At 72.3% G+C, this 25,021-nt stretch carries 22 protein-coding genes; 12 read left to right on the top strand and 10 right to left on the bottom strand.

Annotated elements, in window-relative coordinates:
- The first annotated feature begins 138 nt into the window (after positions 1-138).
- From ACSLIC_RS25930 to hsaA, 4 genes are all read left to right on the top strand, one after another.
- Entirely contained in the window at positions 139-1,071 is a 933-nt protein-coding gene (locus ACSLIC_RS25930) for a 3-oxoacyl-ACP reductase (RefSeq protein WP_436740119.1), read from the top strand.
- A 97-nt stretch (positions 1,072-1,168) separates the two neighbouring features.
- A complete protein-coding gene (locus ACSLIC_RS25935) occupies positions 1,169-1,963 on the top strand; it encodes an SDR family NAD(P)-dependent oxidoreductase (RefSeq protein WP_436740120.1) in 795 nt (264 codons plus the stop codon).
- Entirely contained in the window at positions 1,960-3,606 is a 1,647-nt protein-coding gene (locus ACSLIC_RS25940; protein ID WP_436740121.1) for a FadD3 family acyl-CoA ligase, read from the top strand. Before ACSLIC_RS25935 ends, ACSLIC_RS25940 begins: the two co-directional genes overlap by 4 nt.
- 23 nt (positions 3,607-3,629) lie before the next feature.
- A complete protein-coding gene (gene hsaA, locus ACSLIC_RS25945) occupies positions 3,630-4,796 on the top strand; it encodes a 3-hydroxy-9,10-secoandrosta-1,3,5(10)-triene-9,17-dione monooxygenase oxygenase subunit (RefSeq protein ID WP_436740122.1) in 1,167 nt (388 codons plus the stop codon).
- 99 nt (positions 4,797-4,895) lie between these two features.
- Here hsaA and ACSLIC_RS25950 read toward each other — a convergent pair whose 3' ends face one another.
- The 4 genes from ACSLIC_RS25950 to ACSLIC_RS25965 form a co-directional block, all read right to left on the bottom strand.
- Positions 4,896-5,681: an SDR family oxidoreductase gene (locus tag ACSLIC_RS25950; protein WP_436740123.1), complete on the bottom strand. Its 786-nt coding sequence runs from the start codon at positions 5,679-5,681 to the stop codon at positions 4,896-4,898.
- Positions 5,682-5,804: 123 nt separating this feature from the next.
- The gene (locus tag ACSLIC_RS25955) at positions 5,805-6,104 is read right to left on the bottom strand and encodes a ferredoxin (RefSeq protein ID WP_436740124.1); all 300 of its coding nucleotides are present in this window, start codon (positions 6,102-6,104) and stop codon (positions 5,805-5,807) included.
- Positions 6,101-7,282 carry a Rieske 2Fe-2S domain-containing protein gene (locus tag ACSLIC_RS25960; RefSeq protein WP_436740125.1) on the bottom strand — a complete coding sequence of 394 codons (1,182 nt, stop codon included), beginning with the start codon at positions 7,280-7,282 and terminating at the stop codon, positions 6,101-6,103. The genes ACSLIC_RS25955 and ACSLIC_RS25960 overlap by 4 nt, the downstream gene beginning before the upstream one ends.
- Positions 7,283-7,495: 213 nt before the next feature.
- Positions 7,496-9,034 (bottom strand): FAD-binding protein, encoded by a 1,539-nt coding sequence (locus tag ACSLIC_RS25965; protein ID WP_436740126.1) that lies wholly within the window; start codon positions 9,032-9,034, stop codon positions 7,496-7,498.
- Between the two features lie 236 nt (positions 9,035-9,270).
- On the opposite strand from ACSLIC_RS25965, the gene ACSLIC_RS25970 reads away from it, so the two are divergent.
- Positions 9,271-9,888 (top strand): TetR family transcriptional regulator, encoded by a 618-nt coding sequence (locus ACSLIC_RS25970; protein ID WP_436740127.1) that lies wholly within the window; start codon positions 9,271-9,273, stop codon positions 9,886-9,888.
- A gap of 952 nt (positions 9,889-10,840) precedes the next feature.
- On the opposite strand, the gene ACSLIC_RS25975 is transcribed toward ACSLIC_RS25970, so the two are convergent.
- From ACSLIC_RS25975 to ACSLIC_RS25985, 3 genes are all read right to left on the bottom strand, one after another.
- Positions 10,841-11,674, bottom strand: coding sequence for a transposase family protein (locus ACSLIC_RS25975; protein ID WP_436740128.1), 834 nt, complete (start codon positions 11,672-11,674; stop codon positions 10,841-10,843).
- Positions 11,671-12,162 carry a hypothetical protein gene (locus tag ACSLIC_RS25980; protein WP_436740129.1) on the bottom strand — a complete coding sequence of 164 codons (492 nt, stop codon included), beginning with the start codon at positions 12,160-12,162 and terminating at the stop codon, positions 11,671-11,673. Before ACSLIC_RS25980 ends, ACSLIC_RS25975 begins: the two co-directional genes overlap by 4 nt.
- A 90-nt stretch (positions 12,163-12,252) precedes the next feature.
- Positions 12,253-12,762, bottom strand: coding sequence for a hypothetical protein (locus ACSLIC_RS25985; RefSeq protein WP_436740130.1), 510 nt, complete (start codon positions 12,760-12,762; stop codon positions 12,253-12,255).
- 697 nt (positions 12,763-13,459) lie between these two features.
- Here ACSLIC_RS25985 and ACSLIC_RS25990 point away from each other — a divergent pair.
- The 7 genes from ACSLIC_RS25990 (at position 13,460) to ACSLIC_RS26020 (ending at position 21,995) form a co-directional block, all read left to right on the top strand.
- Positions 13,460-14,500, top strand: coding sequence for a LacI family DNA-binding transcriptional regulator (locus ACSLIC_RS25990; RefSeq protein ID WP_436740131.1), 1,041 nt, complete (start codon positions 13,460-13,462; stop codon positions 14,498-14,500).
- Positions 14,501-14,507: 7 nt separating this feature from the next.
- Positions 14,508-15,935, top strand: coding sequence for an FAD-dependent oxidoreductase (locus ACSLIC_RS25995; RefSeq protein ID WP_436740132.1), 1,428 nt, complete (start codon positions 14,508-14,510; stop codon positions 15,933-15,935).
- Entirely contained in the window at positions 15,922-17,262 is a 1,341-nt protein-coding gene (locus ACSLIC_RS26000) for an MFS transporter (RefSeq protein WP_436740133.1), read from the top strand. The genes ACSLIC_RS25995 and ACSLIC_RS26000 overlap by 14 nt, the downstream gene beginning before the upstream one ends.
- Before the next feature lie 279 nt (positions 17,263-17,541).
- A complete protein-coding gene (locus tag ACSLIC_RS26005; protein WP_436740134.1) occupies positions 17,542-18,576 on the top strand; it encodes a zinc-dependent alcohol dehydrogenase in 1,035 nt (344 codons plus the stop codon).
- A gap of 96 nt (positions 18,577-18,672) precedes the next feature.
- The gene (locus ACSLIC_RS26010) at positions 18,673-19,581 is read left to right on the top strand and encodes a carbohydrate kinase family protein (RefSeq protein WP_436740135.1); all 909 of its coding nucleotides are present in this window, start codon (positions 18,673-18,675) and stop codon (positions 19,579-19,581) included.
- Between the two features lie 528 nt (positions 19,582-20,109).
- Positions 20,110-21,300: a sensor histidine kinase gene (locus tag ACSLIC_RS26015; protein WP_436740136.1), complete on the top strand. Its 1,191-nt coding sequence runs from the start codon at positions 20,110-20,112 to the stop codon at positions 21,298-21,300.
- A complete protein-coding gene (locus ACSLIC_RS26020; RefSeq protein ID WP_436740137.1) occupies positions 21,297-21,995 on the top strand; it encodes a response regulator in 699 nt (232 codons plus the stop codon). The genes ACSLIC_RS26015 and ACSLIC_RS26020 overlap by 4 nt, the downstream gene beginning before the upstream one ends.
- Before the next feature lie 108 nt (positions 21,996-22,103).
- Here ACSLIC_RS26020 and ACSLIC_RS26025 read toward each other — a convergent pair whose 3' ends face one another.
- From ACSLIC_RS26025 to ACSLIC_RS26035, 3 genes are all read right to left on the bottom strand, one after another.
- Positions 22,104-22,994: a CPBP family intramembrane glutamic endopeptidase gene (locus tag ACSLIC_RS26025; RefSeq protein ID WP_436740138.1), complete on the bottom strand. Its 891-nt coding sequence runs from the start codon at positions 22,992-22,994 to the stop codon at positions 22,104-22,106.
- A gap of 476 nt (positions 22,995-23,470) precedes the next feature.
- A complete protein-coding gene (locus ACSLIC_RS26030; RefSeq protein WP_436740139.1) occupies positions 23,471-23,809 on the bottom strand; it encodes a nuclear transport factor 2 family protein in 339 nt (112 codons plus the stop codon).
- 16 nt (positions 23,810-23,825) lie between these two features.
- The gene (locus tag ACSLIC_RS26035; RefSeq protein WP_436740140.1) at positions 23,826-25,019 is read right to left on the bottom strand and encodes a hypothetical protein; all 1,194 of its coding nucleotides are present in this window, start codon (positions 25,017-25,019) and stop codon (positions 23,826-23,828) included.
- Positions 25,020-25,021: the final 2 nt, after the last annotated feature.

The raw sequence follows: 25,021 nt of genomic DNA on the forward strand, positions 1-25,021 counted from the left end.
CACCGGCCTCCCGAGCCCCGGCACCGGCCCGGGGGAGCGCTCACCACTGAGCGGGACAGCCACGGCGGCGGAACCAGAATGCGTACTAGTTTCTGCCGCGCCGTATCCGCCACGCAGGACCGTCACGAAAGAGGCAGCATGAGCACGAGGACCAGCCTGGAAGGACGTACCGCCGTCGTCACCGGGGCGGGAGCCGGCCTGGGCCGCAGCGAGGCACTGGCGCTGGCCGCCCAGGGGGCCAAGGTCGTCGTCAACGACGTGGGCCCCGCGGCCGAGGACGTCGTCGCCGAGATCAAGGCCCTCGGCGGCGAGGCGGTCGCCGTCACCGGGGACATCGGCGACTGGTCCATGGGCGACCGCCTGGTCAGCACCGCGCTGGAGACCTTCCACAGCCTGGACATCGTCGTCAACAACGCGGGCGTCCTGCGCGACAAGATGGTGTTCAACCTCAGCGAGTCCGACTGGGACGACGTCATCCGCATCCACCTCAAGGGCCACGCGGCCGTCATCCGCGCCGCCGCCGCGCACTGGCGGGCGGCCAGCAAGGCGGCGGGCGGCCCCGTCTACGGACGGGTCGTCAACACCTCGTCCGAGGCGTTCCTCTTCGGCGCCCCCGGCCAGCCCAACTACTCCGCCGCCAAGGCCGGCATCACCGCGCTCACCCTGGCCACCGCCCAGGGCCTGGCCCGCTACGGCGTCCGCGCCAACGCCATCTGCCCCCGCGCCCGCACCGCCATGACCGCCGACGCGTTCGGCACCGGGGCGACGTCCGGGAGCGGCCTCGACATCATGGCCCCCGAGCGGGTCGCCACCTTCGTCGGCTACCTCGCCTCCCCGGCCGCCGAGGAGATCAACGGCCAGGTCTTCGTCGTCTACGGCGACATGGTGGCGCTCCTCGCGCCCCCCACCGTCGAGAAGAAGTTCACCGCCGCCGACGGCACCTTCACCCCCGAGGAACTGGAGACCACCCTGTCTCCCTACTTCTCCGGCCGCGACCAGTACCGCACCTTCGCGGCCTACAGCATCGCCGCGCTCGACACCACGGGCACCCAGCCCGCGTCCGGCGGCTGAGGGACCGCACGGCCGCCCGCCGCGGACCGGCCCGCCGCCAGGACATCCGCGCTCGCCCCCCCCGGCGCACCCCCGTATCTCCGAAGGAAGGAAGCCGATGATCGACAAGGACGTCTACGGCCCGTGGGCGGTCGTGGCCGGCGGATCGGAAGGGGTGGGCGCCTCCTTCGCCCACCAGCTCGCCGACGCCGGGATCAACCTGGTGCTCATCGCCCGCAAGGCCGGCCCCCTGGAGGAGACCGCCGCCGCCGTCCGCGCCAAGGGCGTCGAGGTGCGCGTCCTCCAGCTCGACCTGCTCGACCCCGGGGCGCTCAAGACGATCCGCACCGTCACCGACGGCCTCGACGTCGGCCTGCTGATCTTCAACGCCGGAGCCAACACCTACGGCCACGAGTTCGTCGGCGGCGAACTCGACCGCGTCCAGGGCGTGATCGACCTGAACATCACCGCCCAGCTCGCCCTCGCCCACCACTTCGGCGCGCCGATGAAGGAACGCGGCCGGGGCGGCATCCTGCTCGTCGGCTCCCTGGCCGGCTACATGGGCCAGGCACGGCTGAGCGTCTACTCCGCGGTGAAGGCGTTCAGCAGGGTCTTCGCCGAGGGGCTCTGGCTGGAACTCGCGCCGTACCACGTGCACGTCCTCGAACTCGTCCTCGGTGTGACCCGCACCCCCGCGATGGAACGGGCGGGCCTGCGCATGGACCTGCCCGGCCTCGATGTGGCCGACCCCGACGAGGTCGCCCGCGAGGGCCTCGAACACCTGGCGGACGGCCCTCTGCGGGTGGCCGGCGGGAACCTGGCGGCGGCCGAGAAGCGCGCCGGCGTCCGCCACCGCGCGGGCCTGGTCCGCGGCGCCCACGAGGCGTCCCGGCGACTCCTCCCCGCCGAGTGACCGGCACGCGGTCCGACGCGGCCACCGTCCCCGCCGTCCTCGCCCGTGCCGCCAGGGCCTTCCCTGACGCCCAGGCGGTGGTCGACGACGACCAGCGGCTGACCAACCGCCAACTGCACGACAGCGCCCTCGCCGTCACCAGATCCCTCATGGCGCTCGGTGTCCAGCGCGGCGAACGGGTCGCGCTGTGGGCACCCAACAGCGCCCGCTGGATCACGGCCGCGCTCGGCGTGCTGGGCGCCGGGGCCGTGCTGGTCCCCGTCAACACCCGGTACAAGGGCGACGAGGCCCACTGGCTGCTGCGGCGGAGCCGCGCCCGGCTGCTGCTCGTCGAGAACGGCTTCCTCGGCAACGACTACCTGGAGATGATCGGCGCCACGGCGGAGGAGCGGGGACCCGTGCCCGGCCTCGGCGAACTGGCCCACGTGGTCGACCTCGCCGCCGGGGACGAACCGGCCGGGCGAACCGGCCCCGGCGACCCCTCCGGCTCCTTCCACGCCACCCGGTGGGAGGACTTCCTCCGCCTGGGCGACTTGGTCCCCCTCGCCGACGCCGCCGCCAGGTCCTCGGCCGTACAGGAGGACGACGTGGCGGACGTGCTGTTCACCTCCGGCACCACCGGCCGCCCCAAAGGCGTGATGACCACGCACCGCCAGAACGTGCTCACCTACCGGGCCTGGTCGCGGCGGACCGGCCTCACCCGCGGCGACCGCTACCTGATCATCAGCCCGATGTTCCACTGCTTCGGCTACAAGGCGGGCGTCCTGGCCTGCCTGCTGCGCGGCGCGACCATGGTGCTCCAGCCCGTCTTCGACGTGGCGAGGACCCTGCGCCTGATCGAGGAGGAGAAGATCACCGTCCTGCCCGGACCGCCCACCGTCTTCACCACCCTGCTGGACGCCCCCGGCCGCGACCGGCACGACCTGTCCTCCCTGCGCCTGGCCGTCACCGGCGCCGCCACGGTGCCCGTCGCCCTGGTCACCCGGGTCCGGGCGGAACTCTTCCCGGTCGTGGTCACCGCCTACGGGCTCACCGAGTCCTGCGGCACCGCGACCGTCTGCCGGGCAGGTGACGACGACGAGACCATCGCCCGTACGGCGGGCCGCCCCATCGACGGCGTGGAGATCCGCGTGGCCGGCGCCGACCGCCGCCCGCTGCCGCCGGGGCAGGACGGCGAAGTCCTGGTCCGCGGCTACAACGTGATGCTCGGCTACCTGGACGACCCCCGGGCCACCGCCGACGCGATCGACGACGAGGGCTGGCTGGCCACCGGAGACGTCGGCCACCTCGACGAGGAGGGCCGGCTGACTCTCACCGGGCGCTCCAAGGAGATGTTCGTCGTCGGCGGCTTCAACGTCTACCCGGCCGAGGTGGAACAGCTCCTCAGCCGGCACGAGGCCGTGTCGGAGGCCGCCGTCGTCGGCGTCCCCGACGACCGGCTGGGAGAGGTGGGACACGCCTACGTCACCCTCCGCCCCCACGCCCGGACCACCCCGGCGGAGCTGGCCGACTACTGCGGCGCCCGCCTGGCGAACTTCAAGGTGCCGCGCGAGGTCGTCATCCTCGACGCCTTCCCACGCAACGCCGCAGGAAAGATCCGCAAGACCGACCTGGAACGCCCGGCCGCCCCGGACGCCCGGTAGGGACACTCGAAGGGAAGGACACGATGGGGAACACGGTTCTGGAGAAGGTGCACGCCCTGCTTCCGGCCGTCGCGGACCGGGCCCGGGCCACCGACGAGCAGGGGCGGGTCCCCGAGGAGACCGTGCGCGAACTGACCGACGCCGGAGTCTTCCGGATGCTCCAGCCCCGCGCGTTCGGCGGCCAGGAGGCCGACCCGGCCGACTTCTACGAGGTCGTACGCGCCCTCTCCGCCGTCTGCTGCTCCACCGGCTGGATCACCTCCGTACTGGGCGCCCACCCCTGGCAGTTGGGGCTCTTCCCCGCCGAGGCGCAGACCGAGGTGTGGGGCGAGGACCCCGACACGCTGATCTCGTCCGCGTACGCGCCGGCGGGACGGCTCACCCCGGCCGACGGGGGCTACCGGCTCACCGGCCGCTGGAGCTTCTCCTCCGGCTGCCGGTACGCCCGCTGGGCGGTGCTCGGCGCCCTGGTCGTCGGCGACCAGGGGCGTCCCGTGGACTTCCTGACGGTGCTCGTGCCCCGGTCCGACTACCGGATCGAGGACGCCTGGGACGTCGTGGGGCTGCGCGGCACCGCCAGCCACGACATCCTCGTCGAGCGGGCATTCGTCCCCGGGCACCGGATCATCCGCAACTACGAGCAGGCACAGCTGAAGGGCCCCGGCCAGAAGACCAACCCGGGCCCGCTGTACCGGCTGCCGTTCGCGGCCGTCTTCACCAGCGCGGTCACCGCACCCCTCGTCGGAGCGGTCGCCGGCGCCTACGAGTCCTACGTCCGGGCCATGAGGGACCGCACCCGGCTCAGCCTCGGCGGTGCCCGCTTCGCCGAGGACCCGCACGCCCAGGTCGCCGTGGCACGCGCGGCGTCCGAGATCGACGCGACGGTCCTCCAGATGGACCGCAACATCAGGGAGCTGACGGCGTGCGCGGCGGAGGGCCGCGAGATCCCCGCCGAACTGCGTCTGAGGACCCGCCGCGACCAGGTGCGCGGCACCGAACGCGCCATCACTGCGATCGACCTGCTCTTCAAGACGGCGGGCGGCAACTCCCTGCGGCGCGGCAACCCGATCGAACGCGCCTGGCGCGACGCGCACGCGGGCAGCGTGCACGTCGCCAACGACGTCGAACGGACCCTCGCCATGTACGGCCGTGCCGCACTGGGCCTGACCGTCGAGGACAACCTCGTCTGACCCGCCGCCGCGCACCTCGCACAGGCGCGGCGGGCCGTACCGAACGGCGACGAGGAGGGGGCGCCCGCCGCGCACGCGGGAGCGCCCCCTCCCACGCGCTCACCGCGCGCCCGAGGACCTCGCCGCGAGGAAGCGGGCCGGCACCTCGCCGCCGCCGTGCACGGCCACGTCGGCGCCGTTGACATAGCGGGCCAGGTCTCCGGCCAGGTACAGACAGGTCCGCGCCACGTCCGAGGGCACGGCCATCCGCCCCATCGGGATCACCCCGGCGACCGCGCTCCCGCCGTCCTCGCCATACACGGACGCGGCGCCGTCGGTGCGGATGAGCCCGGTGGTGACGTGGTTGACGCGCACCTTGGGCGCCCACTCCAGGGCCAGGGCCCGGGTGAGGCCGAGCAGTCCGGCCTTCGCGGCCGTGTAGGCGGCGGTGCCGGGCTGCGGGTGGTGCGCGGAGACACTGCCGATGTTGATGACCGAACCGCCCCGGTCCTGGTCCCGCATCACCCGGTTCGCCGCCTGGGCGGTGTAGAAGGGCGCGAGCAGGTTCAACGCGACGATCTTCTCCACGAAGCGCGGCGACACGGTCGCCGCGTCGGCGTCGGGGGACCCGCCCGCGTTGTTGACCAGGACGTCCAGGCGCCCGAACCGGGCCACCGCCGCGTCGATCAGCCCGCTCGCGGCCTGCGGATCACGCACGTCGGCGGCGAGGAAGACCGCCTGCCGGGTGCCCGCGGCCGGCAGCGCCCGAGGTTGGCTCCGCCCGCAGACCACGACGTGCGCCCCGGCGGCGAGGAACGTCTCGGCGATCGTGAAGCCGATGCCCTTCGTCCCCCCGGTCACCACCACGACCCGGTCCGTGAAATCCAGTGGATTGCCGATGTCCATGCCCCACCCTCCCCGCCGGGGCGACCCGGCGGACGTCGTCGTCAGCGTCCCGGCCGAACGGTGCCCGGGAACCATGAAGGGCGGCCCGGCCGCCGAGAGCGGCAGCCGGGCCGCCCTGGTGTCTCACCCCCGCGCGGCCGGGGACCCGCCGGTGCCGTCCGCCTCGCACTGCACACGGAGCCGCCCCTGGACGGCGGCCTCACCGATCGCCTGTGCCAGTGCCCGGCAACCGGTGAACACGGCCCCCGCTCCACCGGTGGCCGCACGGCGCTCCACGCAGGCTGCCAGCGCGTCGGCGTGCCACTGCACACTGGTCTGCTCCCAACTGCTCTTGCGCGCGTCCACCCGCGCACCGCACGGGCCGCAGTCGACGGGTGCCATCGGCGCGTCGAGGAGCCGGTCGTCAGAGCGGACCGCCGTCACAGGGGCCGGCTCTCCGCCGTCGCCGTGCCGCTGGTGGCGGCCTCCTCGGCCTCCCGCTTCCGGAGGTTCCGCTCGATCTCGGCCCGCCACGCCTCGTTGGGCCGGCTCGTGTCGATCTCGAACTCGAACCGGTCCGTCATCTCCTCCCGCACCTCGCTGGCATCGACGTAGAACTGCTCGTACCAGCGGCGCAGTTGGTAGACGGGACCGTCCTCCTCGCACAACAGCGGGTTGTCGATCCGCGCCTTGTTCTTCCAGATCTCGACGTCCTGCTCGAAGCCGATCCTGATGAACTCGCCGAGCGTGCGCGCCACCTCGTCCGCCGACTCGCCCAGGTGGGCGGACCTGCGCACGATGATGCCGTACTGGAGCATGAACGAGTTCTCGTCGATGGGGTAGTGGCAGTTGACCAGCACCGAGTTCGTGTCGCCGTCGGCGTAGTGGTACGTCAGGTCGTCGATCATGAACGACGGGCCGTGGTAGGTCGCCAGCGAGGTCTGGCCCAGCATCTTGGGGGCGCCGCTCCCCTCCGCCTGCGGCCGGCGCACGTCCTCGCGGCCGACCCCCTTCATGAGCTGGGTGGCGGTGTGCCCCTCGAAGATGTTCTTGAAGTACGTGGGGAACGAGTAGTGCACGTAGAAGAAGTGCGCCATGTCCACCACGTTGTCGACGATCTCCCGGCAGTTGGAGCCGTCGATCCGCACGGAGTACCAGGACCAGTCCGTCCAGTCGTCGCGCGTCGCGCCCTCGATACGGGGGATCGTCACACCGGCCGGCGGCGGATTGCCCTCCGGGTCGTGCCAGACGAACAGCAGACCGTCCTGCCGCAGCGTCGGGAACGCCGCGGTGCGGGCCCGCAGCGGGACCCTGCGGGCGTAGGGAATCCCGGTGCAGCGGCCGTTTCCGCCCCAGCGCCAGGAGTGGAACGGGCAGGCGACGTCGTCGCCCTCCACCGTCCCCCGGGACAGGTCCCCGCCCATGTGCCGGCAGTAGGCGTCGAGGGCGTTGAGCGTGCCGTCGGCCGACGCCCAGACCACGAGCTTCTGCCCGAATGCGTGCACCGTGTGCGGCTTGCCGTCGGAGAAGTCCTGCGCGAGACCCAGACAGTGCCACCCGCGGGCGAAGCGTGCCGGGAGCGTGTCCGCCTCGATCGTGCGGACTTCAGGCGCGGTGGTCATCCTTGGCCTTCCCTTCCACCGAGGCTGCGCTCGGCACGGTCTGGGGCGGGTGCGAGTCGCCCGGCGGGCCCTGGGGCCGGGCTGCGGTGGCGTTCCCCGTGAACGTACGGCGCCCGGCGCCGGGCCGGTCACCGGGTCCCACTGAGCGGTAACCGGCCGGAAGCACACGACCCGGATGCGGGGCGCGGGGCCGGCCCGGCCCCGCGCCCCGCATCACGCCGTTCCGCCGGCCGCGCTCCTGGCCGCCATGTCCCTGACGGCCAGGGCCGCGAAGGTCATCGCCGTGCCGATCGGGATGCCGGGCCCCGGGTAGTACGCCCCGGTGAACGACGCGCTGGTGTTGCCCGCCGCGTACAGCCCGGCGATCGGCGTGCCGTCGGCGCGCAGGACCCGCGCCGACGCGTCGGTGGCCAGGCCGCCCTTGGTGCCCAGGTCCGAAAGTACGAGCCGCACCGCGTAGTAGGGCGCTTCGCGGACGGGCCGCAGCACCGGCTCCCCGAACCAGTGTCCGAACTCGTCCGCCTCCCGGCCGAACTCCGCGTCCTTCCCGTCGTCCGCGAAGCGGTTGAACCGTTCGACCGTCGCCGCCAGCCGCTCGGCGTCCACGCCGATGAGCCCGGCCAGCTCCGCCAGCGAGTCGGCCCGCACCAGCGTGCCGGACTCCAGGTGGGCGGCCGGATCGCCCCACGGCGGCTGGGTGACCGCGGGGAGCCGGCCACCGGTGCGGGAGTCGAAGACGACAGAGGAGGGTGTCCGGCCCGGCCCGGCCTGGATCTCCCGGCCGAACCGGTCGTAGGGCAGGGACTCGTTGGCGTAGCGCGTGCCGTACGCGTCGACGACCAGGCCGCCGGTGAAACCGCAGACGAAGGACGGCCGCCCGTCGGGCATCAGGACCCCCGGACACCACCAGCCCTCGCCCATCAGCTCGGTGGCCGCACCGGCCGCCACGGCCGCCTGGACGGCCTCACCGGTGTTGGTGCCTGCCGGGGCCATGGAGAAGCCGGCGCTGCCGGGGACCCCGTGGGCCCGGCGCAGATCCTCGTTGCGCTCGAACCCGCCGGCGGCCAGCAGGACGCCCTCGCGTGCCCCGATCCGGACCCGCCGGCCGTCCCGGTCGGCGACGATCCCGGTGACCTTCCCCGAGGCGGTGACCAGCTCGTCCATGCGGGTGCCCGTGGACACGGCGCCCCGGCCGGTGCGGTGGTACGCGAGCAGCAGACGGCCGATCAGCGCGCGCCCGGCGGTGAGCGGCGCCGACCCGTCGTTGCCCCGGCCCGCCCGGTCGCGGTCCAGCGGCGGACGGACGAGGCCGAGCAGGTCGCCCAGCTCCTCGGCGTCGAGGGCCACCGGGACGAAGGAGCGCCCGCCCGGCACCCTCCCCGGCAGCTCGAAGTAGTCCGGGAAGACCTGGAACCGGAACGCGAGCGCCGGGTCCTTCTCAAGCCGCTCGACCAGGGCGGGCGCCTCCGCGAGGAAGACCTCCCGCTTGTCCGCCCCGGCCTCGCCCAGCAGTGCCCGCAGATAGGTACGGGCCGACTCGGCGGAGTCGGCGACACCGTCGCGCCTCTGCACCGGTGAGCCGGGCAGCCACATGGCCCCACCGGAGTACGCGCTCGTCCCGCCCAGGGTGCCCGCACGCTCCACCACGACGGTCCGCGAACCCCCGGCGGCGGCCAGGTACGCGCCGGTCAGCGCCCCGCCTCCGGACCCCACGACGACGGCGTCGTACTCCTCGTCCCACTCCTGCGTCACGGTTCGGCCTCCTGCCCCCGCCGGTGCACGGCGTTCCTGAGGTGTCTGTCGAAGGCCAGCAAACCGCAGCCACCCCCCGTCGGCCGGCCGCGATCCCACTCAGCAGTACCGCCGGGTACGCGCTCGTGCCGCGAAGCTGTGATGGCCCACGCGGCCTCACTGCTCGCCGGGGGCCGTGGCCGACTAGCATGTGGTGGCGCAGCAGTCCACAGTCTTACAACCGGGAGGAGACAGCCGTGCCCCGAGTCGCCGAGGAACGGCCGGCGGCGGAGCCGCAGTCACCCGGGCAGAAGGCCCGGTACGCGCGCATCCTGAACGCCGCGGCCCGGCTCGGTGCCGAACGCGGGCTGGAACACGTGCAGATGCACCACGTGGCCAAGGAAGCCGGCGTCGCCATCGCCACGCTGTACCGCTACTTCCCCACCAAGACACACCTGTTCACCGCGATCATGGCCGACCAGGTCGACCACATGGACAGCCCCTCGCCGGAGATCGTCGCGGCGGACGATCCCGTCGACGCCGTCGCCGAGACCCTGTTGCGCTCCACCCGGCACATGCTGCGCACCCCGCTGCTGTCCAGCGCCATCATGCAGAGCAACTACGCGGCACACACCGCCACCGTCAGCGAGGCCGCCGCCATCGAGGCCAAGGTGCGGCGCACGGTCCTGGGACTGCTCGACCTCACCGATCCCACCGACCGCGACAACCGCCTGATCAGGCTGTTGATGAAGAGCTGGCACGGCGTCCTCGTCGCCGCGATCTACGGCCACACCTCCCCGGCCGACGCGGAGAGCGAGATCCGGCTCGCCTGCGAGATACTCCTGTCGACCCGTTCGAACGCCCCGGTCTCCTGACCTCCGCCACACCAGGCCGCCCTCGGAGCCGGCGGACCGTCCGGGTCCTGGTGTCGCGGGGCGGGCGGGCCCGGCCCGGGTGCCGCGAGGCGGCGGGGGAGCGGCACCCGCGCACGCCGCCCGCCACTCGTGACGGGCGGACTTCGCCGTCATCTTGCGCTGTGCCCGGCGGCCTCGCGCGACGGCGCCAGGCGCGGCGCGCAGCCCGAACGAGGTGAAGGCGTCCGCCCGGCGTCCCCGTCACCGCGGGACGATCACGCGGTTGACCATCCGGGGTCAGCGGGAGGCCGAGCACCGACACGGCGTCGTGCAAGCGCACGTGACCGGGTGCGGTGCCGCGGCGACGTCGATGGACTTCACCGCGTGTACCGGCACTGGGCCTTGACGCGTTCCCCGCATGCCGCGCTCGCGGACCGCCCGCACCCGCTCGCGGGTGGTCACACGTCGTGGACACCGTCGAACTCGGGGGTCGGCCGTCCACCGCTCCCGACCTGCAGGCCGGTTCCGGCGCTCGCCGTGAGCCGCTCCCTCGGTCGCCGGGGCGGCAGGACGCCCTCCCGGGCCCGCCGGAACGCGTTCCGGCACGGCGATCTCGGGGCGCGCCACGAGCGGGCGCCGAGGCCGGAGCCCGGACGAGTCGGCGCCCTCCCACCGCCGCACGGCGTGACCGGGACCGGGCTGCCCGGCGAGACCCGTCATCCGCCGCGACGTGGCCGAGCGGCAGGTCCGTGGTGGTGATGGAGCACTCGGCGCCTCCGCCGCCCGGAAGCCGCCCGGACCGCCGGCGCCGACCGGCCGGGGACGGTGAGATCCCGGCCACAGGCCAGACGGAGGCCGGAGCCGGTGCACCGAGCCTCCGCCAACTTGAAGTCGCAGGTCAAGGGGCTGGTGTGACCGGTCCTCGGGGCGCTCATGCTGGTCGTGGGCGGGAGTCCACGGCGAAGATCATCCGTCAGCGGTTGACTTCGAGGTTTGTCAAGACGAGCAGGGCTCGCAGGAGCTGGGTGGCGCGGGCGGGGTCGGTGCGGAGCTTGGTGAGGATCCGCCAGTTCTTGAGGTGGGCGAAGCCGTGCTCGACCGGCGCGCGTCCGACGGCGAGGACGCGGTTGGCTTCCTTCTCGCCTGGGGTGAGCTTGTGGGTGCGGCTGGCAGCGTAGCCGGTGACGATCACGGGGGCGAGGATGTCGTTGTCCAGGCCGCGGAAGCCGAGGTCGGCCAGTGCCCCGAGGCCGGCGGCGCGCAGGTGCGCCAGGATGTGGTCGTGGCGGGCGGCGGTGTTGTCGTGGGTACGGCCAGGCCGCGCGGCGGATATCCAGATCAGGCGCCCGTCCTCGTCGGTCAGGGCGAGGAAGTGCAGGCCATGAGTTCGGTGCTTGCCGGAGTAGTTCCGTCGGTCGGCGCTGCCTGTACGGCGCTGGGTGCGGATGAGGGTGTCGTCGATCAGAACCAGCTCCCCGCCCTGCTTGGCGACCTTCTTCAGGACGCGGTCCAGGCGCGGGGCCTGGGCGGCGAGCAGTCCGATCAGCTCGTCGCGCCATCGGAGGACCGTGGACTCGGAGACGTGGTTGCCGCCGGCCATGTCGGCCAGACGCTGGTCGTGGCGCAGTACGGCCAGGACGATCACCGCGATCTTCCTGGGCGGCAGGATCCGCCACCGGGACCGAATCGTCTTCAGATGACGCCGTTGCAGGTCGGCGAGGTGGTTGACGGTGCGCGTGGACAGCGGCAGACGGCACTGGTAGACAAGCGGGCAGGTGTCCTCGGTGCGCTCTTTGGTATTCGTCACACAATTCCAACGGCCGCCGGGTGCACCCAGGTTACGCGCGTGCTGAGCCGCTCCGAGTGGCGGTGCTGCTCGTCCAGGCGGGTGGTGAACCGACCGTCGGGCAGTTCGCGGAGCCAGCCGCGATCGACGAGTCTGACCAGCTTGCCGCGCAGCGGTTCCAGCTTGGACTTCACGCTGATGTCCACCCCCACTGCCTCGCCGACCTCGCGGGCCATGACCGGTCCGGCGGCCTGTCGCACGGCGGTGATGATGCGCTGGTAGTCCCACGGCAGCGCGTCCTCCTCCGCTCCCGGCTCGCGGTGCGGGATCAGCATCACCGTCCGGCCGCCCACCTGCCCGGGAATCGGCCGGGCTGAGGAGCGTTCCTCCGCGAGCTGCTCGCTCACCCTCTCAAGGACACGTTCGGCGACGGCGAGCTCGTCCCGCTCAGCCCGCACCGCTTCCAGCTGCTTGGCCAGCTGTTCTTCGAGTTCGTCCCAGTTCCGCACGGCGCGTAGTGATCCGTTCGAGCAGTTCGGGATCCAGCATGCACAGAATCGTAGGAGGCGACCGAACCGCGGCGAGCAAGAACCGGACGGTCAACTCCCCGCTTCTGCTGCCGGCCTCCCGCGAAGGAACTGCTTCGCCGCCTCGACTGCTTCTCTGCTGAGCTCCTCGACGGAGACTTCCCAGCTTTCCTGCCAATCGTCCAGGTTGAAATGACACGAGACGAGGGACTGCAGCTCTTCGGGGTAGCCGAGGTCGTAGGCGACGTCTGCCCAGATGAGGTGGGTGCCAGTGGCGGGATCCAGGGTTCCGTCGGCTATCTGACCGGCGATCCAGTAGGCCATCGCCCACTTTGCGGCCCGAGGGTCGGCGGGCGGATGGAAGAGAAGTCCCAGTTCCTCCAGCACCTGGTCGAAGAGCGCTGGCGCTTCGGGTTCCTCGCTCCGGAGGAGGCCGGCCAGCATGGCAAGGGAGGGACTCTCGACCTCGGCAATGAGGGCGTCAAGCCCTGCCTGGATGAGTCGGTCGGACCCGACATGCCTACCGAATGCCCGCTCGCGCGCGATGTGGCGGAGCTGTTTGAGGGCGTCATCGCGGGTCATCAGAGTCTTCTCGGTCGGCGTCTAGGGACAGAAGGCTCGCACATCCGCCGACGCTGCTGCATCGCCTTTCTCTCCGGCCCAACCGTACTGACAGACGATCTTCTCCGTGGACTCCCGCCCACGACCAGCATGAGCGCCCCGAGAACCGATCACACCAGCCCTTTGACCAGCGACTTCAAGTTGGCGGAGGCTCACCGCAGGTCACCCGCCACCCTGTCGAGCATCAGGCCGTGGGCGGCGACCGGGAGGAGCCCCTCCTCGGAGGCGAGCGCGCGGGGAGACCGCGAACCGCTCGGTGAACGCCGCCGGTTCCGCCACGAGACGCGCGCCTGCGCGCAGGCCGGCTCCACGGACCATCGTTCCCGCGGAGCGATGCCCACTCCGGCCCGCGATGCCGGCTCACCGACCGGAGCCGGTCGGCCGCGGCCGGTGACAGTCGTGGCCCGCCGTCCGCGGCACCGGCCGTGAAGTACGTGCGCCCCGGAATCGGATGGCCCGGCGCGTCCGAAGTCCCCGGGCACGGAGCGTCGGGATGTGGCGATCTGCAGCGAGGACGGGCATTGACGGGGGATGGGTCGGTCCTTAAGGTAATCGCTGACCCCAACGTTTACCCACCTTTGCCACGGCAGTGAGGGTAAACGTTTACCCACATGTTGGTCGACCACAGGAAGGGCACACGATGCCTGCTGGCGGACGCGTGACACTCAAGACGATCGCCGAGTCGCTCGGGGTTTCCGTGAAGACCGTGTCGCGCGCCCTGGCGGGCAAGGACTCGGTCGGTGAGGAGCTGCGCGCACGCATCCGCGCCGAGGCCGACCGGCTCGGCTACGTCCCCAACTCGATCGCCAGGTCGCTGGTGTCCGGCTCGGCGATGACGCTGGGCATGGTCATCACCCACCCGGCCAACCCGTTCTACTCGCTGCTGATCAGCGCCGTCGAGGAACGCTGCCGGGCGAACGGCTACTCGCTGCTGCTCATGGTCACCGAGGAGGACCTGGACACGGAGCGGGACGCCGCCGAGGCGCTCCTGCGGTGGGGCGTGGACGGTGCCGTGGTGATCCCCGTCCAGGAGGGCGCGGAGCACTGGCGGCGACTGCGGGACTCCGGGGTGCCGATCGTGCTGGTCAACCGCGGACTGGACGGTTTCGCGTGCGATTTCGTCGGGGTCGACCACGAGCGCGGGGCCTACGAAGCGGCTTCCCACCTGCTGGACGCCGGTGCTACCAGCGTCCACCTGATGGAGGAGGACGTGCCGTTCTCCTCGGCGGCCGAGCGGCGCGCGGGCTTCCAGCGCGCCCTCGCCGAACGCGGCCTCCCCGGTGACGGCGCCATCACTCTGGTGCCGCAGTCCGTGCGGGGGCGGCGCGTGCTGCCGTGGGAACCCGATGCCGCCTACCAGTGCGCCCAGCAGCTGGTGAGCAGGCTCGAACCGGGCGCGGCGGTACTGACCGGCAGTGACTACTTCGCCCTCGGCCTGTACCGCGCGCTGGCCGAGAAGGGCATCGACGTACCCGCTCATGTCGCGGTGATCGGCCACGGCGACATGCCTTTCGCCGCCTACCTCCAACCCGCGTTGGCCAGCGTTCGCCCGCCGGCCGACGAGATCGGAGCGCGGGCCGCGGACCTGCTGTTCGAGCGCATCCAGGGCTCGACGGCACCCCCTACCAGCATCTGCCTTCCGCCGGAACTGAAGATCCGCGCCTCGGCCGGTGGCCGAGATCCACACGAATCGAACTGAGAGGACCATGACGATGCCGAATTCGGCGGAACGACTGACGGTTTATGAACAGGGCCGGGAGATCCCGGTGGTGGCCGACGTCGACGTGCTGGTCGTCGGCGGCGGACCGGCCGGAGTATGCGCCGCTGTCGCCGCGGCGCGGACGGGGGCGAGCACCTTCCTCGTCGAGCGGCACGGCTTCCTCGGCGGCATGTGGACCGCGGGCATGGTCCTCACGCTGGCCGGCTACAACTCCTGGCTGCGCCCGTACCAGCGCTGCGTGGAGGGCGTCCCCGCCGAGTGGCTGGCCCGCGCCGCGCAGCAGGACGGGGCGGTCGACGGCGACGGCTGGGTGCTGAACTCCGACCCGGAGGTCATGAAGCGCGTCGCCGACGAGATGATCGAGGCCGAGGGCATCGGCCTCCTGCTCCACAGCTGGGGCGCCCGCCCCATCGTCGAGGACGGCGCCGTGCGAGGCGTGTACGTCGAGAACGTGGACGGCCGGCGTGCCATCCGGGCCTCGGTCACCGTGGACTGCACCGGCAACGGCGACGTCGTGGCCGGCGCCGGTTCCGACTGGGTCAAGGGCAACACCCTGCAACCCATGACCATGCCGTTCCGGGTGGGCAACGTGAACCCGGACCCCGAGCGCGAGCACAACGCGTCGGTGCGGATTCCCATCGGCCCCGAAGCGACGCTGCTGAAGCAGCCGCTGCTGGGACGGTACGCCTCCACCCGCCGGGACATCGACCTGGACGTGGACGCCATGAGGGAGGCCAGGACCCGCGGGGAGCTGCCGCCGTTCGGCGGCCCGTGGTTCGGCGGCATGGAGAAGGACATCGCCTGGGTCAACACCACCCGCGTGGTGGGCGACGCGTCCGACGCGGAGGAGCTCACCCGCGCCGAGATCACCGGCCGTAAGGACTCCGTCGTCCTCCTCGACGCCCTGCGCGAGCACAGCCCCGCCTTCGCCGAGGGACGGCTGCTGCACACCAGCACCCAGATCGGCGTCCGCGAGACCCGGCGCCTCGTCGGCGCGTACACGCTCACCGGCGACGACATCCGCGCCAACGCCCGCTTCGACGACAGCATCGCCGTGGGCTGCTGGCCGATCGACGTGCACCAGGCCGGCGACGTCGGCGTCCACGCCATGTACGTGCCGCTCCCGTACGAGATTCCCTACCGTGCCCTGCTGCCGCAGAACACCGACGGCCTGCTCGTGGCCGGCCGGTGCATCTCGGTGGACCGCGAGGCGCTCGGATCGGCACGGGTGGGTGCCACCTGTGCCGCCACAGGCCAGGCCGCAGGTGTGGCCGCCGCGCTCGCGGCGACCGGCGGAGAGCAGCCGCGGCAGCTGGACCCCCAGAAGATCAGGACAGCGATTCAGGACCAGGGCGGCCGTGTGACGCCGCCCGGACATGAGAACGTCTCAGGAGAACCCGATGCGCAACAATGACGATGCGGAAGACCAGAGAATCAGCCCCCAGGCCCGCAACGTGCTGGTGGCGGCGGGCATAGGCCACTTCATCGAGTGGTACGACGTCGGCACCTACGGGCTGCTGGCCGTGTATCTCGCCGCCAACTTCTTCGTCTCCGACAATCCGACGGCCGGCCTGCTGGCCACCTTCGCCGTCTCCGCCGTCGGGTTCGTCCTCCGGCCGCTCGGCGGCCTCTTCTTCGGGCCGCTCGGAGACCGCATCGGGCGGCAGCGGACTCTGGTCATCGTCGTCCTGCTCACCTCGGGTTCCACCTTCGCGATGGGCGCGCTGCCCACCTACGACAGCGTGGGCATTCTCGCGCCCGTGCTGCTGGTGCTCGCCAGGATGCTGCAGGGCTTCGGCGCAGGCGGCGAGACCTCCAACGCGGTGGCCCTGCTCTTCGAGCACTCGCCCCGCACCCGTCGTGGGTACATGACGAGCTGGATGGACGGGATCGGCTTCGTCGCCTCCGTCGCCGGCTCCGCGCTCGCGCTCGTCCTGATCAACGTGCTCGGCGACGGGGCGATGACCGAGTGGGGCTGGCGCATCCCGTTCCTCCTCGCGCTCCCGCTCGGCCTGGTCGGTCTCTACCTCAGGGTCCAGCTGGCGGACTCCCCGGAGTTCCGCGAGATGGAGGCCGAGGGCGAGGTCGCGCAATCGCCGACGAAGGAGGCGTTCCGCACCGGGTACAAGGCGATGCTGGTGCTCTGCGGCATCCTCCTCCTCAAGGCGATCGGGCACTGGGCGCTGGTCTCCTTCCTGCCGAGCTTCCTCAGCGGGGACCTCGGGTTCAGCAGCAGCGAAACCTTCACGACCACCACCATCGCCATCGGCATCACCGCGATCGCGGTGCCCGTCATGGGCGCCGTCTCCGACCGCGTCGGCCGCAAGCCCATGCTCATCGCGGGCAGCGCGGGCTTCGTCGTGTGCAGTTGGCCGGCGTTCTACCTCATGTCGCTCGGCAACCTCGCGGCGGCCATCAGCGCCATGCTGCTCCTCGGCCTCCTGATCGCCGTGTTCGACGGTGCGTTGAGCGCGATGATGGCCGAGCAGTTCCCCGCACGGATTCGCAGCGGTGCGATGGCCATCCCCTACAACCTGGTCGTCTCCGCGTTCGGCGGCACGGTGCCCTACGTGGCCACCTGGATGGTCGCCAGCACCGGCAGCAAGCTCGCCCCGTCCTTCTACGTGATGTTCCTGGCCGCCGTCACCCTGGTCGTCGCGATCACCGCGATCCGCGAAACCGCTCCTCGGCGTACCCAGGCCGCCAAGGGCCGGGACCCCGAGTTGACGCCGCAGCCGTAGCAGTCACGGGACGGAGCCCGTCCCCGTCGTCGTCCCGGGCCGCGGTACGCCGGGCCGGCCGGCGCGGAAGGCGTGCGGGCCCGGGGCGGCCCTACGGGCGGCGCCCCGGGCCCGCACGCGTCTCCGTGCTGATGATCCACCATGGCCGTCCGCGGGCCACCCCGGCCACGCCCTGCCCCGGCCGCGACGCCAGGACCGCGCCGGGCCCGAACGGCTCCACCGCGCCGCACCCGCCTCGCGCCACACGAAGCCAGGCCACACCGAAAGGAACTCACCGACATGCCTCAGCCGAACCGCCGTGTGCTCGTCCGGTCCATCGACGACATCAGCATCGAGGAGGTGCCCACCCCCCAGCCCGGCGACAACGAACTCCTGGTCCGCAGCACGCTCATCGGGGTGTGCGGGTCCGACACGCACGCCGCCCTCGGACACCACCCCTTCATCGACCTGCCCTACCGGCCCGGACACGAGGTGGTCGGCGTGGTCGCCGCCGCCGGCGAGGGTGCCGAGGACTTCACCCCGGGCACCCGCGTGATCATCGAGCCCAACCTGTACTGCGGCCGGTGCGACCAGTGCCGCTCGGGCCGCTACAACATCTGCCAGCACCTGCGGGTCTTCGGCTGCCAGACTCCCGGCGGCATGGCCGACCTGTTCACGATCGACGCCGGCCGCGTCCACCGGGTACCCGAGACGATGTCCGACATCCAGGCGGCCCTGGTCGAACCACTCGCCACGCCCGTGCACGCCGTCGCCAAGGCCGGTGACCTCACCGGACGTGCGGTGGCCGTCCTCGGCGCCGGGCCCATCGGGCTGCTCGTCCTGGCCGCCGCACGGCAGGCCGGTGCCGCGCGGATCGTCGTCACCGACCTGCTGGACACCAAGCGGGAGCGGGCCGTCCGGCTCGGCGCCACCGACGCGCTCCCGGCCGACGCGGCCGATCTGACCGCACAGGCCCAGGCAGTCCTCGGCGGTCCGGCCGACGTGGTCTTCGACTGTGTCGCCCGCGAACAGTCCATGGCCCAGGCGACCGACCTCGTGGCCAAGGGAGGCCAGATCGTCGTGGTCGGCGTCGGGGCCGCCGGCACCACTCCGGTCCGGCTGGACCTCGTCCAGGACCGTGAGATCCGCATCGAGGGGACTCTCATGTACACCGCTGACGACTACCGCGCCTCCATCGACCTGATCACCTCCGGCGCCGTCGACGCCGAGGAGGTCATCACCGCCACCTATCCGCTGGAAGAAGCGGCCGAGGCGTTCGCCGCCTCGCTGCGACCGGAGCACGTGAAGGTGCTCATCACCGCCGCCGCGCCGTGAGGTCCGCCTGAAACCCGTCGCCCACGCGAAGCGGAGCCGACGCGCCCGCCCCTCGGGGGAGTTTCGCCCTTCCGCCATCTGTGAAAGGAACCCGCAGTGATCGCTGTCGCCGGTGAGGCACTGATCGACCTGGTGCCCGAGACCGCCGCAGACGTCTCGGCGCCGCTCCTGCCCGTCCGGGGAGGCGGGCCCCACAACACGGCCGTCGCGCTGGCCCGCCTCGGCTCCGCCACCGCCTTCTGCTCACGGATCTCGACCGACGCCTTCGGCGCGATGCTGGCCGACCGTCTGCGGGAGGAACAGGTCGGCCTCGACCTGGTGCAGCGGGGGCCGGAGCCGACCACCCTGGCCGTAGCCTCCGTCAGGGAGAGCGGCTCCGCCGAGTACACCTTCTACTGCCAGGGCACCGCCGACCGCTTGTTCACGCTGCCGGCGCCGTTCCCCGACGAGGTCAGGGCGGTGTCGTTCGGTACCTGCTCGCTGGTGCTGGAGCCGGGAGCGAGCGCGTACGAGGAGCTCATGCACCGGGAGGCGCGGCTCGGGCGGTTCATCGCTCTGGACCCCAACATCCGCGAGGGCCTCATCCCGGACCCGGACGCCTACCGGGCGCGCTTCAGCCGTCTGCTGCCGTCGGTCTCGCTGGTCAAGCTCAGTGACGAGGACGCGCGATGGCTCGGCAACGACATCGCGGGCTGGCTGGAGGCCGGGCCGTCCGCCGTCGTGGTCACCCGGGGCGAGGCCGGCCTGACGGTCCACACGCGCGGCGGTGCCGAGTACGCGGTGCCCGGCGAGCACGTCCGGGTCGTCGACACCATCGGCGCGGGTGACACCGTCAACGCGGCCCTCCTGCACGCCCTGTCAGAACGGGACCTGCTGTCCGCCGACGCCCTGGCCGGACTGTCCGCCGACACCTGGCGGCACGTACTGGGGTTCGCCGCCCGGGCCGCCGCGATCACCTGCACCCGCGCGGGCGCCGAACCGCCCTACGCACACGAACTGGAATAGGCGCGCAGCCGACCGGTTCCGGCGCTGACCGGGACAGCGGACGACGAGCCCGGACAGCGCCCACCCGGGAACAGCGCGCCGAGGTACCGCTTGAGGCGGGTGGTCGCCGCCTTCGGCACCGGGATGATCCGGGCGGACAGCACCGCGTATCGTCACCACCGGCCAGGGCAACTGCCGCGTCCAGCCGCCCCGAGGGAACTGTGAGTATGTTCCCTGCGGGGCCGGCCGGCCACGTGGTTCCGTGTGGTGCGCTCGCCGGACGGGTCGTACCGGACGGGGCGGTCGCGGGCCGCCCCGCCACCGCCTGTGCCGCGTCCCGTTCGACACAGGATTTGACCGATCAGGGTGAAGATGGAAGACCAAGCAGTGCGTGAGCCGTCGGACCCGGCGTCCTCGGCCCGGCCGGACCGCGTGTCCCTCCCGGGCCGGTCGGGGCCCCCAGAGCCGGCGGCGTTCCCGCCAGGCGCCGAACTGGCGTCATCGGCACCGGCCAGGGACCTTTCCGCGCCCGCGAGGCTGTCGGCCGCCGTGTCCGCCCGGCTGCGCCTGCTGCTGCGGTGGTGGGAAGCGCGCCCCGCCGCCGTCAAGGACCGGGAGTTCGCGCTCGTCTTCACGGTGCTGTCGTTCATGCCCCCGCTGTCGCGTGTCGGGGCGCAGTTCGGCGACCTCCCCGTTCACGGTGTCTCCGCCGCCAGTGTGCTGCTCACCCTGGGCCAGTCCTTGCCGGTCGCTGTGCGGACCCGGTGGCCGGGCGCCTGCCTCGCCGTGGTGGGCACGTCGTTCGCGGTCCACCAGTGCCTCGGCTGCCCTCCGACCTTCGGGAGCCTGGGCCTGTACGTCGCGCTGTACTCCGCCGGCGTCCACCGGGCACGTCTGCGGTGGACCGTACCGCTGGCCGCGACGGGGGCCTACGTGCTCTTCGGTGTCGTCCTGTACACGCTGGGCTCGCCCGCCGGCGTGATCGACTATCTGCTCTTCCCCACGATTCTGGCGGCGGTATGGGGACTGGGCGCCCTGGTCCGCCGGGAGCGAGGCCGGGAGGCCGCGCGCAGGCGGCTGTCGGCACAGGTGGCCATAGCCGCTGAACGCAGCCGCATGGCCCGGGAGTTGCACGACGTGGTGACGCACCACGTGACGGCGATGGTGGTGCAGGCCGGCGCGGCCCAATATCTCACCGCGTCGCCGGAGCGGCTCAACGGCGCACTGGAGGCCATCAACAGCACCGGCCGTCTGGCGCTCGCGGAACTCCGGTTCCTGCTGGGAGTGCTGGAAGCCACCGGCGACGCGGAACCTCATGAGCGGACGCCGATGCCGGGGCAGGTGACTGATCTGGTGGAGCAGACGCGCGCGGGTGGTCAGCCCGTCGAACTGGTCGAGGAGGGGGAACAGCCGGCCATGGCCACGGGCGCCCGGCTCGCGGCCTACCGCACCGTGCAGGAATCCCTCACGAACGCCGTCAAGTACGCCGCGGGCCGGCCGACACGGGTACGCCTCACGCACACCCCCGGCTGGACGGAGGTCGAGATCACCACCTCCGGTACCGCCGACGACGTGCCCGGACCCGCCGCCCCGCGCGGCGGCCCCCACCTTTCGGGAGGCCGGGGCCTGAACGGCCTGCGGGAACGGGTGGAGACGCTGGGCGGCGAGTTCACGGCAGGTCCTCACCCCAAAGGCGGCTTCCGCGTACACGCACGCATTCCCACCGGCGGTGCCGCATGAGTGTTCCCCCCGCCGCGACCAGGGTGCTGATCTGCGAGGACCAGGCCCTGGTGCGCGCCGGATTCGTCACGATCCTGTCCGCCCAGCCCGACATGGAGGTCGTGGGGGAGGCGACGGACGGCAGGGCGGCAATCCGCAGCGCCGAGGAGCTGAAGCCGGACGTCATCGTCATGGACATCCGCATGCCCCTGCTCGACGGCATCGAGGCCACGCGCCACCTGGCCGGCCCCGACTCCCTCAGCCCCGCGAAGATCCTGATCGTCACCACCTTCAACGTCGACGCCTACGTGTACGAGGCCCTGCGCGCCGGCGCCAGCGGCTTCCTGCTGAAGGACGCCGCACCGCCCGAGCTGATCAACGCGGTACGCACCGTCGCCCGCGGCGAATCCCTCCTGGCCCCCGCCGTGACCCGCGCCCTGATCGGCCGCCACGCCGAGCATCTGCGCCCCGCCGCCGCTCCCGTACCTCCCGAGCGCGAGCGCCTGAAGGCCCTCACCAGACGCGAACACGAGGTCCTCCTCCTGATCAGCGAGGGCCTGTCGAACGCGGAGATCGCCGCCGCGCTGGTCATCAGCCCCGAGACGGTGAAGACCTACGTCTCCCGCATCCTCACCAAGCTGGACCTCCGCGACCGCGTCCAGGCGGTGGTCCTGGCCTACCGGGCCGGCCTGGCAGGGGAAGGCAACCGGGCATGAGCACCCCGTTGCCCCTCCCCGCCGGGCGGGGAGCGCGGCCCCGCCCCGCGTTCCCCGCCGAGAACCGGGAGCCCCGCCGGTTCGGCGGCCGGGGCCCGTGGCGACGGGTCAGGAGGGCGTGTGCGTCTGCTCGGACCGGAGCCGGCCACGAGCGTAGAGGCGTCCCTGACGCCTGGCCGAGCGCAGGAACATGACGGCGGGGACCGCGCACACGAGGATCGCGAAGATGCTCGCCTCGGGGCCGAAGCCGCCACCGGTGATCGCGGCGGGACCCGACAGCACACTGTGGAACAGCCCGGCGGGCATGTCCTGGTTGCCGGAGACCGTGACGCCGAAGATGCCGCTCACGGCGAAGTTCCAGCCCAGGTGGAGGCCGATCGGCAGCCACAGGGTGCGGGTGGCCGCGTACGCCGCGCCGAGCATCAGGCCCGCCTCGACCGCGATGGCCAGCGCACCCCACACCGTGGCACCGGAGTTCACCAGGTGCAGCGCTCCGAACAGTACGCCGGAGATCACCAACGCGCCCACCGTTCCGGTGAGTTGTTCGACGAGGCGGAAGACGATGCCGCGGAAGAGGATCTCCTCCACGACCGCGACGCCCACCATCATCCCCAGGACGGTGAGGGCGCCGCCGAGGGACACCCCGCCCCGGGTGCCGTATCCGCCGAACAGAGCGATCAGCGCGAGCGTCGCGGTGAAGAGCCCGAGGCCGACGAGGGCACCGCGGCGGACGCCGGGCACCGCGCCGGCGGTGTCCAGCTCGGACACCGGGCGCTGTTCGAGGAACCGTACCGCCGCCGCGTAGACCGCCAGCGCGATCACCGCTGCCGCCGCACCGAAGACCAGGGACAGCACCGGGTTGTCCCCCGCCATGCTCCGCATCCCCGCGGTGACCCCCGTCACCAGGACGAACAGCACCACCAGCACGGCCAGCCGCACCCCGGTCGGCCACACTTCGCGCGTCGACGCGAACGGTGCCTGCGAGAACTGACGCTTCAACCACTGCACCGACGTAGCGCCCCACGGCGACATGATGTCTCCCATCCTCGACCGGAGGCACAAGCCGCCCCCTCAACCGGGGAAACGCTAGGCGCGACCCCCGCCCCGAAACATCCCCCCGTGGTGGCCATCGCGGGTAGCTCGCACGGGGGACAAGAGGCCCGCGCCGACACCGCCTGCGGGTGCGAGGCGGGCCGGACCCGGGGCCGCAGGGGCGGCGAGGACCCCCTTGGAGCGCGGACACCTGGTCCGGAGCCCGGAAGGTCCGCAGGCACTGGTACCGAACGGGACGAGGCACTGCTCGACGTCCTCGGACACGAGCGCCCTGAGGCGAAGGGGGAGAAGCGCGCGGTGACGGCCGCGTCGGCCCGGGGGCCACTTCGCGGATGCCCGGCCCGCGCCGCCGGCCCCGGGCTGTCCGCGTGACGGACGGCCCGGGGCCGGGGTGCGAGGGGTTCTCCGCGACTACAGGCGGGTCAGACGGCGAACCAGACCTTCTCGATACGCTCCGGGCCCACGTCGTAGAGGGCTACCGCGGCCCGTTCCTCACCGCCCATGAAACCGGTGACGCGCTCCTGGTCGATCACCAGCCGTCCGTGGGTGACACGGGAGACCAGCTCCGCGTGCAGGTCGGGACTGCCCGCGAACAGGGCGGCGTACCGCTCGCGGAACGCGGGCCCCGAGCGGTCGGTGAGGACCTCGCCCGAGGGGAAGGCCAGCACCGGTACGTCCTCGGCGTAGTAGCTGAGGAACCGCTCCAGATCCCGGGCGTTGTAGGCCGCGAGCTGGCCGTCGACGATCTCCTCCGGGGACATCGTGGTACTCCTCTCCTCAACCGGCGGGCACGAGGGCGCGGCCGGTACGTGTACGGATGACGAGCAGCGCGCACGCCAGCGCGACGCCGCCGGTGACGTGGAGCAGGTCGAGCAGCAGCAGACCGGAGCTCGTCTCCAGCACCAGCCCGACGAACTGCTCCCCGAGGCCGAACACCACGCCGAGATAGAAGACCATGCTGGCCCGGACCTGGCCAATCCGGCCGGCCGGCGCGGGGCCGAGAATCCGGGCGTTGGTGAAGTGGATCCAGTAGGCGTTGACGAAGGTGAGGACGACGTACAGGGCCATGTGCACGGCGAACGCCGTACCGCCCGCCACCGCGCTCACCGTGCCGCAGGCCGTGAGGGCGCCGGCGAAGACCAGCGCCCAGCGCCACGCCCGCGCCGGGTCGCGCAGCAGTGGGGCCGTCACCCAGAACGCCAGGCCGTAGAAGAACCACGCCCCCGAGAACGCCATACCGGTCGGGACCAGATCCTGCCGCTCGGCCAGCACGCTCGCGTAGACCATCATCCCCGACAGGCTCGCCAGGAACCCGATCTGCACCAGGTTCCACGGCCACAGCTCGGGCAGCCAGTAGCTCTTGACCGCGTCGGCGCCCCGGCCCAGCACGTTGCGCCAGTCGAAGCCGAACGTGCCCTCGTCCGCCTTCTGCCGGGAGGCCATGAGCGAGGCCATCACCACCAGCGAGGCGGCGATGTCGAAGACCAGGGCCACGACCAGGGTGTCGGCCGTCCACGCCGGGACCGCCGCGCAGATCACAGCGGCGAACACCATGGCGCCCTGCGGCGACGTCACCATCTGCAGCACGGCGCCCTGCGAGTTGGAGCCGGAGACGTCGGCCAGCATGCGGTAGGCCAGGATCGAGCTGGCCCCCACCAGCGCGAACCGCAGCGCGGTCCACACCAGGATGAAGCCGGGACCCGCCGCGTCCACCCACGCCGACAGCAGGAACACCGCCGCCATCGCCAGCTGCATCGCCTGGAGCAGGGCGAACTTGCGGTGGACCAGCCCCCGGTCGGCCCAGACACCGACCAGCAGCGCACCGACCACGCCGAGCACCTGCCGCTCCATGCCGAGCAGACCCACCAGCCCGTCCGAGTGGGTCCGGGCCGCGAAGTCGGGCACCAGCAGCAGCCACAGGACCGTGGAGCCGAGTGAACTGAGGAGGATGGTCGAGAAGACAGCTCGCATCG

Origin of the sequence: Streptomyces sp. BBFR102, assembly GCF_051397025.1 — a bacterium.
GTDB lineage: Bacteria > Actinomycetota > Actinomycetes > Streptomycetales > Streptomycetaceae > Streptomyces.

Bases quoted from the DNA above. Each gene is read 5' to 3' on its own strand.
- ACSLIC_RS25930 (WP_436740119.1), top strand. From the start codon at position 139: ATGAGCACGAGGACCAGCCTGGAAGGACGTACCGCCGTCGTCACCGGG.
- ACSLIC_RS25935 (WP_436740120.1), top strand. From the start codon at position 1,169: ATGATCGACAAGGACGTCTACGGCCCGTGGGCGGTCGTGGCCGGCGGA.
- hsaA (WP_436740122.1), top strand. From the start codon at position 3,630: ATGGGGAACACGGTTCTGGAGAAGGTGCACGCCCTGCTTCCGGCCGTC.
- ACSLIC_RS25950 (WP_436740123.1), bottom strand. From the start codon at position 5,681: ATGGACATCGGCAATCCACTGGATTTCACGGACCGGGTCGTGGTGGTG.
- ACSLIC_RS25960 (WP_436740125.1), bottom strand. From the start codon at position 7,282: ATGACCACCGCGCCTGAAGTCCGCACGATCGAGGCGGACACGCTCCCG.
- ACSLIC_RS25985 (WP_436740130.1), bottom strand. From the start codon at position 12,762: ATGACCCGCGATGACGCCCTCAAACAGCTCCGCCACATCGCGCGCGAG.
- ACSLIC_RS25995 (WP_436740132.1), top strand. From the start codon at position 14,508: ATGACGATGCCGAATTCGGCGGAACGACTGACGGTTTATGAACAGGGC.
- ACSLIC_RS26000 (WP_436740133.1), top strand. From the start codon at position 15,922: ATGCGCAACAATGACGATGCGGAAGACCAGAGAATCAGCCCCCAGGCC.
- ACSLIC_RS26005 (WP_436740134.1), top strand. From the start codon at position 17,542: ATGCCTCAGCCGAACCGCCGTGTGCTCGTCCGGTCCATCGACGACATC.
- ACSLIC_RS26020 (WP_436740137.1), top strand. From the start codon at position 21,297: ATGAGTGTTCCCCCCGCCGCGACCAGGGTGCTGATCTGCGAGGACCAG.
- ACSLIC_RS26030 (WP_436740139.1), bottom strand. From the start codon at position 23,809: ATGTCCCCGGAGGAGATCGTCGACGGCCAGCTCGCGGCCTACAACGCC.
- ACSLIC_RS26035 (WP_436740140.1), bottom strand. From the start codon at position 25,019: ATGCGAGCTGTCTTCTCGACCATCCTCCTCAGTTCACTCGGCTCCACG.